This window comes from Polaromonas sp. DSP2-3-2b2 (assembly GCF_049895905.1).
Taxonomy (GTDB): Bacteria; Pseudomonadota; Gammaproteobacteria; order Burkholderiales; family Burkholderiaceae_C; genus Polaromonas.
Genome location: NZ_JAFCTH010000063.1, coordinates 1 through 407 on the forward strand (window position 1 = coordinate 1; position 407 = coordinate 407).

At 59.5% G+C, this 407-nt stretch carries 2 pseudogenes; one reads left to right on the forward strand and one right to left on the reverse strand.

The window, feature by feature from the left end:
* Positions 1–110 precede the first annotated feature (110 nt).
* A pseudogene (locus ACP7AD_RS18565) lies at positions 111–221 on the reverse strand (MarC family protein); the annotation flags it as partial.
* On the opposite strand from ACP7AD_RS18565, the pseudogene ACP7AD_RS18570 reads away from it, so the two are divergent.
* A pseudogene (locus ACP7AD_RS18570) lies at positions 219–407 on the forward strand (Tn3 family transposase); the annotation flags it as partial. The pseudogenes ACP7AD_RS18565 and ACP7AD_RS18570 sit on opposite strands and share 3 nt — an antisense overlap.

A 407-nucleotide genomic window follows, 5' to 3' on the forward strand; every position in this document is an offset into this window, starting at 1 on the left:
TGTCTGAATTGAACCACTCAGCAAGAGATACGCTTTTCAAGGGCAAGGGCAGTAGATCTGCGCACCCAGCAGGTTGACCCCAACTGAGCGAGTTGGACCGGGATCGTCTTTTACAACAGCAGGCTGCGCAGCAACTCGCTTAGCCCGTCCCAAACAATCTGCACGCCCAGGCACAGCAGGATGAAGGCCGACAAGCGCAAGAAGATCACGCTGCCGGCTACATTGACGCGGCGCTTGGCCAGTTGCGCCGGGAAGGCTTCCTGGTGCGCGATGAAGATGTCGCGCGCTTGTCGCCCTTCATCCATGAGCGTCACATCAATCTGCTCGGGCGCTACTCCTTTGCAGTGCCCGAGGCGGTCACCCGAGGAGAGCTGCGGCCCTTACGAAATCCCACCGAACGCAACGCT